Source organism: Acidovorax sp. CF316, from assembly GCF_000276605.1.
Taxonomy (GTDB): Bacteria; Pseudomonadota; Gammaproteobacteria; order Burkholderiales; family Burkholderiaceae_C; genus Acidovorax.
In genome coordinates this window covers 42,162-49,026 of record NZ_AKJX01000138.1, presented here as the reverse complement: position 1 = coordinate 49,026, position 6,865 = coordinate 42,162, and the positions used below count along the sequence as shown (strand labels likewise).

The 6,865-nt window shown below is 70.0% G+C and carries 7 protein-coding genes; all 7 read left to right on the top strand.

Annotated elements, in window-relative coordinates; genetic code table 11:
- The coding region (locus tag PMI14_RS17465; RefSeq protein WP_007856560.1) for an AMP-binding protein at nt 1-546 on the top strand (546 nt) is incomplete at its 5' end.
- A gap of 287 nt (nt 547-833) precedes the next feature.
- Nucleotides 834-1,787, top strand: coding sequence for a sugar ABC transporter substrate-binding protein (locus tag PMI14_RS17460; RefSeq protein WP_007856559.1), 954 nt, complete (start codon nt 834-836; stop codon nt 1,785-1,787).
- Nucleotides 1,788-1,807: 20 nt separating this feature from the next.
- Nucleotides 1,808-3,403: a sugar ABC transporter ATP-binding protein gene (locus tag PMI14_RS17455; protein WP_007856558.1), complete on the top strand. Its 1,596-nt coding sequence runs from the start codon at nt 1,808-1,810 to the stop codon at nt 3,401-3,403.
- Entirely contained in the window at nt 3,400-4,386 is a 987-nt protein-coding gene (locus PMI14_RS17450) for an ABC transporter permease (protein ID WP_007856556.1), read from the top strand. Before PMI14_RS17455 ends, PMI14_RS17450 begins: the two co-directional genes overlap by 4 nt.
- Nucleotides 4,387-4,430: 44 nt before the next feature.
- Nucleotides 4,431-5,444 (top strand): LacI family DNA-binding transcriptional regulator, encoded by a 1,014-nt coding sequence (locus tag PMI14_RS17445; protein ID WP_007856555.1) that lies wholly within the window; start codon nt 4,431-4,433, stop codon nt 5,442-5,444.
- Entirely contained in the window at nt 5,441-6,394 is a 954-nt protein-coding gene (rbsK, locus tag PMI14_RS17440) for a ribokinase (RefSeq protein ID WP_007856554.1), read from the top strand. The genes PMI14_RS17445 and rbsK overlap by 4 nt, the downstream gene beginning before the upstream one ends.
- On the top strand, nt 6,391-6,780 hold the full coding sequence (rbsD, locus tag PMI14_RS17435) for a D-ribose pyranase (protein WP_007856553.1): 390 nt from the start codon (nt 6,391-6,393) through the stop codon (nt 6,778-6,780). Before rbsK ends, rbsD begins: the two co-directional genes overlap by 4 nt.
- The last annotated feature ends 85 nt before the right edge of the window (nt 6,781-6,865 follow it).

Here is a 6,865-nt window from a genome sequence, read left to right as displayed (position 1 = left end):
GAGTTCAGCGGCAGCATCGGCCTGCCGCTGCCGGGCATCGACATCGCCATCAAGGACGATGCAGGCAACAGCCTGCCCCAGGGCGAATCGGGCGAGATCTGCATCCGCGGCCCCAATGTGATGACCGGCTACTACAACCAGCCCGAGGAAAACGCCAAGGCCTTCACGGCCGACGGCTTCATGCGCACGGGCGACATCGGCATCATGGACGAGCGCGGCTACACGCGCATCATCGACCGCAAGAAGGACATGATCCTGGTCAGCGGCTTCAACGTCTTCCCCAACGAGCTTGAACAGGTCGTCTCGCTGTGCCCAGGCGTGGTGGAGTGCGCGGCCATCGGCATCCCGGACGAAAAGCAGGGCGAGGCGATCAAGATCTTCGTGATCAAGAGCGACCCGGCCCTGAGCGAGGAGGACGTGGCCCGCTTCTGCCAGGAAAACCTCACCGGCTACAAGCGCCCCAAGTACATCGAGTTCCGCGACGAGCTGCCCAAGAGCAATGTGGGCAAGATCCTGCGGCGCGAGCTGCGCGCGCCCACGGCCTAGACGCCCCGGCCGGCGCCGGCCGCACCACTTTTTCCAGGGCGCCCAGGCGCCCTTTTTTTGGGGGGGTCGCCAGGGCCCGATCGGCTGCGCCACGGCAGGTTCCAAGCTGCCCCCAGACTCCGAGAATACAGGGTTAACACCGATTAGCAAACGTTTGCGCAAACGATTGCGGACGATATGATCGCCGGGCGACACCGCACTGGCCCGGCATGCCGCCGGCGCTTTCGCGCAATTTCGCGCGGCTTTTCGGTGGCCGTGCCTTGCCCACCATTCCAACAGGAGACACCATGCAGTTCACCCGCCGTTCCGTTCAGACCGCCGCCGCCATTGCCGTGCTCGGCGGCATGCTTGCCAGCCCCGTCTGGGCGCAGGACAAGCCCAAGATCGCCCTGGTCATGAAGTCGCTGGCCAACGAGTTCTTCCGCACCATGGAAGACGGCGCCAAGGCGCACCAGAAGGCCCACGCCAGCGAATACACGCTGGTGGCCAACGGCATCAAGAACGAGACCGACACGGCCGCCCAGATCAAGATGATCGAGCAGGCCGTGGCCCAGAAGGTCAGCGCCATCGTGCTGGCCCCGGCCGATTCCAAGGCCCTGGTGCCTGTGGTCAAGGCCGCTGTGGACAAGGGCATCATCGTGGTCAATATCGACAACCGCCTGGATGGCGATGCCCTGAAGGAAAAGAACCTCACCGTGCCCTTCGTCGGCCCGGACAACCGCGCCGGCGCCAAGTTGGTGGGCGAGCACCTGGCCAAGTCGCTCAAGTCGGGCGACAAGGTGGGCATCATCGAGGGCGTGTCCACCACCTTCAATGCGCAGCAGCGCACCCTGGGCTACAAGGACGCCATGCAGGCCGCCGGCATCACCGTGGTGGGCGTGCAGTCGGGCCAGTGGGAGATCGAGAAGGGCAACACCGTGGCCGCCGGCATGCTGCGCGAGCACCCCGACCTCACGGCCCTGCTGGCCGGCAACGACAGCATGGCGCTGGGCGTGGTGGCCGCAGTCAAGGCCGCGGGCAAGACCGGCAAGGTGCAGGTGGTGGGCTATGACAACATCGGCGCCATCAAGCCCATGCTGGCCGATGGCCGCGTGCTGGCCACCGCCGACCAGTACGCCGCCAAGCAGGCCGTGTTCGGCATCGAGCTGGCGCAAAAGGCCATCGCCGCCAAGACGCCCCAGGCCCAGTTGCCCGCCGAGGTGAAGACCGAGGTGGTGCTGGTCACCAAGGGCAGCAAGTAAAAACCCAACCGCCGGACGACATGGACCGACCGCTCCCACCGCCGCCCGCCGCACCGCTGCTGTCCATAGCCGCGGTGGGCAAGGATTACACCGCCACCGTGCTCGACGGCATCACGCTTGCGCTCAACGCGGGCGAGGTGCTGGCGCTCACGGGGGAGAACGGCGCGGGCAAGAGCACGCTGTCCAAGATCGTCTGCGGGCTGGAGCCGGCCACGCGCGGTGGCATGCGCCTGGCCGGCGAGACCTACGCGCCCGCCTCGCGCCGCGAGGCCGAGCGCCTGGGCGTGCGCATGGTGATGCAGGAGCTGGGCCTGGTGCCCACGCTCACCGTAGCCGAGAACCTGCTCATGGGCCGCCTGCCGCACCGCGCGGGCTGGCTGCAGCGCGATGCGCTGCACACCGCTGCACGCGCACAACTGGCCAAGATCGGCCTGGACAGCATCGACCCCGCCACCCCCGTCTCGCAGCTGGGCATAGGCCAGCAGCAGATGGTGGAGATCGCGCGCAATCTGCAGGACGACACGCGCATCCTGGTGCTCGACGAGCCCACGGCCATGCTCACCCCGCGCGAGACCGCCTACCTGTTCGACCAGATCGCGCGCCTGACCGCGCGCGGCGTGGCCATCGTCTATGTGTCGCACCGCCTGGAAGAGCTGCGCCGCATCGCCGACCGCGTGGCCGTGCTGCGCGACGGCCGCCTGGTGGATGCACGCCCCATGGCCGGCCTGAGCGAGGACGATCTGGTGCAGCGCATGGTGGGCCGGTCCGTGAGCGACCTCGAGCACCGCCCGCGCCGCAAGGCCGGCCCGGTGGTGATGAGCGCCCAGGGCATGGGCCGCGGCACGGCGGTGCAGGACGTGAGCCTGGAGCTGCGCGCGGGCGAGGTGTTCGGCGTGGCGGGACTGGTGGGTTCGGGCCGCACCGAACTCGTGCGCCTGCTGTTCGGCGCGGACCGCGCCGACCGGGGCAGCGTGACGCTGCACCCCGATGAATCCACTGCGGGTGGCGCCCCGCACGTGCTGCCGCGCGGCTTTGCCTCGCCGCTGCAGGCCATTGCCGCTGGCGTCGGCCTGGTCACGGAAGACCGCAAGTCCCAGGGCCTGCTGCTGGCCCAGCCCATCCGCGTCAACGCCACGCTGTCCGACCTGTCTGCGATCTCGCGCGCCGGCTGGCTGCAGCGCGCCAAGGAAAACCGCCTGGTGCAGGGCTTCGTCCAGACCTTGGGCATCCGCTGCCGCAGCCCCGAGCAGGCGGTGGGCACGCTGTCGGGCGGCAACCAGCAGAAGGTGGTGTTCGCGCGCTGGCTGCACCGCGAAGGCCGGGTGCTGCTGCTCGACGAACCCACACGTGGCGTGGACGTGGGCGCGCGTGCCGAACTCTATGGCGAACTCGATCGCATGGCCGCCAGCGGGCGCGCCCTGCTCATGGTCTCGTCGGACCTGCGCGAGCTGATGGCCATGGCCGACCGCATCGGCGTGATGAGCGCCGGGCGCCTGGTGGCCGTGTTCGAGCGCGGCCAGTGGTCCGAGCAGTCGCTGCTGGCCGCTGCATTCTCCGAGCCGGGTGGCCGCGAAGCCCCTGGCCATTCTTCCCCTTCCACTCCCGCCACCGCATGAACGCCCCCGCATCCCCCGCCGCCATGGCACCCCGCCCCACGCCCGCCTGGCGCAGCCAGCTCGGCACCTACCTCGGGCTGCTGGCCGTGCTGGCGGGCATGGTGGCGCTGTTCTCCACCCTCTCCGAATACTTCTGGAGCGTGCAAACCTTCGTCACCATCGCCAACGAGATCCCGGCGCTGGCCGTGATGGCGGTGGGCATGACCTTCGTGCTCATCATTGCCGGCATCGACCTGTCGGTGGGATCGGTGATGGCGCTGTCCGCCGCCACTTCGGCCGCGGCCATCGTGCAATGGAAATGGAGCGTGCCGGCTGCCGCGCTGCTGGCGCTGGCCACGGGGCTTATCTGCGGCACGGTGACCGGGGCTGTCTCGGTGGCCTGGCGCCTGCCCTCCTTCATCGTCTCACTGGGCATGCTCGAAGCCGTGCGCGGCGGGGCCTATGTGGTCACGGATTCGCGCACGCAGTACGTGGGCGACGCGATCTCGTGGCTGGCCGCACCCATGTTCGGCGGCATCTCGGTGGCCTTTCTGATCGCGCTGGTGCTGGTGGTGGTGGCGCAGCTGGTGCTCACGCGCACGGTGTTCGGCCGCTGCGTGGTGGGCATCGGCACCAACGAGGAGGCGATGCGCCTGGCTGGGGTCGACCCGCGGCCCCTGCGCGTCATCGTGTTTGCCGTGACCGGACTGCTCGCCGGACTGGCCGGGCTGATGCAGTCGGCACGGCTGGAGGCGGCAGATCCCAACGCCGGCACCGGCATGGAGCTGCAGGTGATCGCCGCGGTGGTGATCGGTGGCACCAGCCTCATGGGCGGGCGCGGCTCGGTGGTGAACACCGCCTTCGGCGTGCTGATCATCGCGGTGCTGGAGGCGGGCCTGGCCCAGGTGGGTGCCAGCGAGCCCAGCAAGCGCATCATCACGGGGGTGGTGATCGTTGCGGCGGTCATCGTGGACACCTTGCGCCAGCGGCGCGCGGCGGCCTGAACCCTCTATATCCCCCACGAATTCCCTGTTTCCAGATTTTCTCCATGGCTACTATCAAGGACGTTGCCCGGCATGCCGACGTATCCGTCACCACGGTGTCCCACGTGGTCAACGGCACACGCCACGTGAGCCCCGAAGGGCGCGCGCGTGTGGAAAAAGCCATCCGCGAACTGGGCTACGTGCCCAGCGCCATTGCCCGCAGCCTCAAGAGCAACAACACGCGCACGCTGGGCATGCTGATCCCCAACAGCTCCAACCCCTACTTCGCCGAGATCGTGCACGCGGTCGAAGACCGCTGCTTCGGCGCAGGCTACAACCTCATCCTGTGCAACACCAATGACGAGGCGCACCGCCAGGGCAGCTACCTGCAGGTGCTGGCCGAGCGCCGCATCGACGGGCTGATCGTCGTCTCCACCGGGCACGACGCCACACTGCCCACGCAGCTCGCGGGCCTGTCCATCCCCACCGTGCTGGTGGACCGCGAGATCGAACTGGCCGAACAGCAGCCCTGCGACCTGGTGGAGACCGCCCACATGCAGGGCGGCCTGCTGGCCACGCGCCACCTGCTGTCGCTGGGCCACCGGCGCATCGCCTGCATCGGCGGGCCCGAGGGCATTGCGCCCAGCGAGCAGCGCATCGCCGGCTGGCGTGCCGCGCTGGCCGACGCCGGATGCGGCACCGGTGACGGCCTGCTGTGGCACGGCAACTTCACCAGCCAGGGCGGCTACGAGGCCATGCACGCCGTGCTGCGCGCGCAGCAGCCGCCCACCGCCGTCTTCGTCTGCAACGACCTGATGGCCATGGGCGCACTGTGCGCAGCCCACGAGCGCGACCTGCGCGTACCCGAGGCCCTGTCCATCGTGGGTTTCGACGACATCGAACTCACCGCCTTCACCAGCCCGCCGCTGACCACCGTGGCCCAACCCAAGCAGCGCATCGGCGCACTGGCGGTGGACATGCTGCTCGAGCGCATCGACGGCAAGCGCCAGGACGCGCGCAAGGTCATGCTGCAACCCGAGCTGCGCGTGCGCGCCTCCACCGCACAGGCACAGCCATGACGGGAGCGACGGAGCACGCCACCCCCACCATCGCCGTGGTGGGCAGCCTCAACATGGACCTGGTGCTGCAGGTGGCCCAGGCCCCTGGTCCCGGCGAGACCGTGCTGGCCCAGGCGCTGCACCTGGTGCCCGGTGGCAAGGGCGGCAACCAGGCCGTGGCCTGCGCGCGCCAGGGTGCCCGGGTGCACCTGTTCGGCCGCGTAGGCGACGACGCTTACGGCCGCGCGCTGCGCTCCGGCCTGGCACAGGACGGAATCGACCACGGCGGGGTACAGACCGACCCGGCCGAGACCACGGGCGTGGCAGCCATCACCGTGGAGGCCACGGGGCAGAACCGCATCGTCGTGGTGCCGGGCGCCAATGGCCGCTTCGCACTCGACACGCAGGCGCTTGCCGCCGTGCTGGACCAGGCCCACAGCCTGGTGCTGCAGTTCGAGACGCCCCTGCCCCAGGTGCTGGCCGCCGCGCAGCAAGCCCATGCAGCGGGCTGCCAGGTGCTGCTCAACCCCTCGCCCATCCAGAGCCTGCCCGGGGGTCTGTGGCCGCTGGTGCACACGCTGGTGGTCAACGAGGTCGAGGCCGCCGCCCTGGCGGGCACGGCCGTGGAGACCGTGGCCGATGCCGCCGTGGCCGCGCAGACGCTGCGCGGCCTGGGGCCGGCCCAGGTGGTGGTGACGCTGGGCGCCGCGGGCGCCGTGGCCGCCGACACCCTGGGCAGCACACACCACCCCGGCATGGCCGTGCAAGCCGTGGACACCACCGCCGCGGGCGACACCTTCCTCGGTGCGCTGGCCGTGGCGCTGGCGCAGGGCGGGCCGCTCAACGCCGCCGTGCGCGAGGGCATCCGCGCCGCCGCCCTGTGCGTGACGCAGGCGGGGGCCCAGCCCTCCATCCCCACCCGGGCCGCCGTGGCGGCCAGCCCGCAACCACCCGACTGGATTCCGCTGTGAAACGCACCACCCTGCTGCATGCCGAGCTCTCCCACGCCATTGCCTGCCTGGGCCACGGCGACATGCTGGTGGTCGGCGACGTGGGCCTGCCCATCCCGCCGGGCCCGCGGCGCATCGACCTGGCGCTGACGCCGGGCATTCCAGCCGTGGCCGACGTGCTGGCCGCCGTGCTGGCGGAGATGCAGGTCGAGCGCGCGGTGATCGCCACCGAGGCCGTGGAGCGCGCAGGTGGTGCCCTGCCCGGCTGGTGCACCCTGCCGGTGGCACCCGAGGCGCTGCCGCACGAAGAATTCAAACGCCTGTGCCGCGAGGCCCGCGTGATGGTGCGCACCGGGGAATGCACGCCCTACGCCAACGTGATCCTGTGCGCCGGTGTGACGTTCTGAAGCAATCTGCGCGGCAACGCACGGGTTTTGGATAACGCGGCAGGCGCCTGCGCTGGGTTAGGCTGGCAGATCGCAGCAGCGGGTC

Excerpts from the sequence above, each read along its gene's own strand:
- PMI14_RS17455 (WP_007856558.1), top strand. The coding sequence starts at position 1,808 with ATGGACCGACCGCTCCCACCGCCGCCCGCCGCACCGCTGCTGTCCATA.
- rbsK (WP_007856554.1), top strand. The coding sequence starts at position 5,441 with ATGACGGGAGCGACGGAGCACGCCACCCCCACCATCGCCGTGGTGGGC.
- PMI14_RS17445 (WP_007856555.1), top strand. The coding sequence starts at position 4,431 with ATGGCTACTATCAAGGACGTTGCCCGGCATGCCGACGTATCCGTCACC.
- PMI14_RS17450 (WP_007856556.1), top strand. The coding sequence starts at position 3,400 with ATGAACGCCCCCGCATCCCCCGCCGCCATGGCACCCCGCCCCACGCCC.
- PMI14_RS17460 (WP_007856559.1), top strand. The coding sequence starts at position 834 with ATGCAGTTCACCCGCCGTTCCGTTCAGACCGCCGCCGCCATTGCCGTG.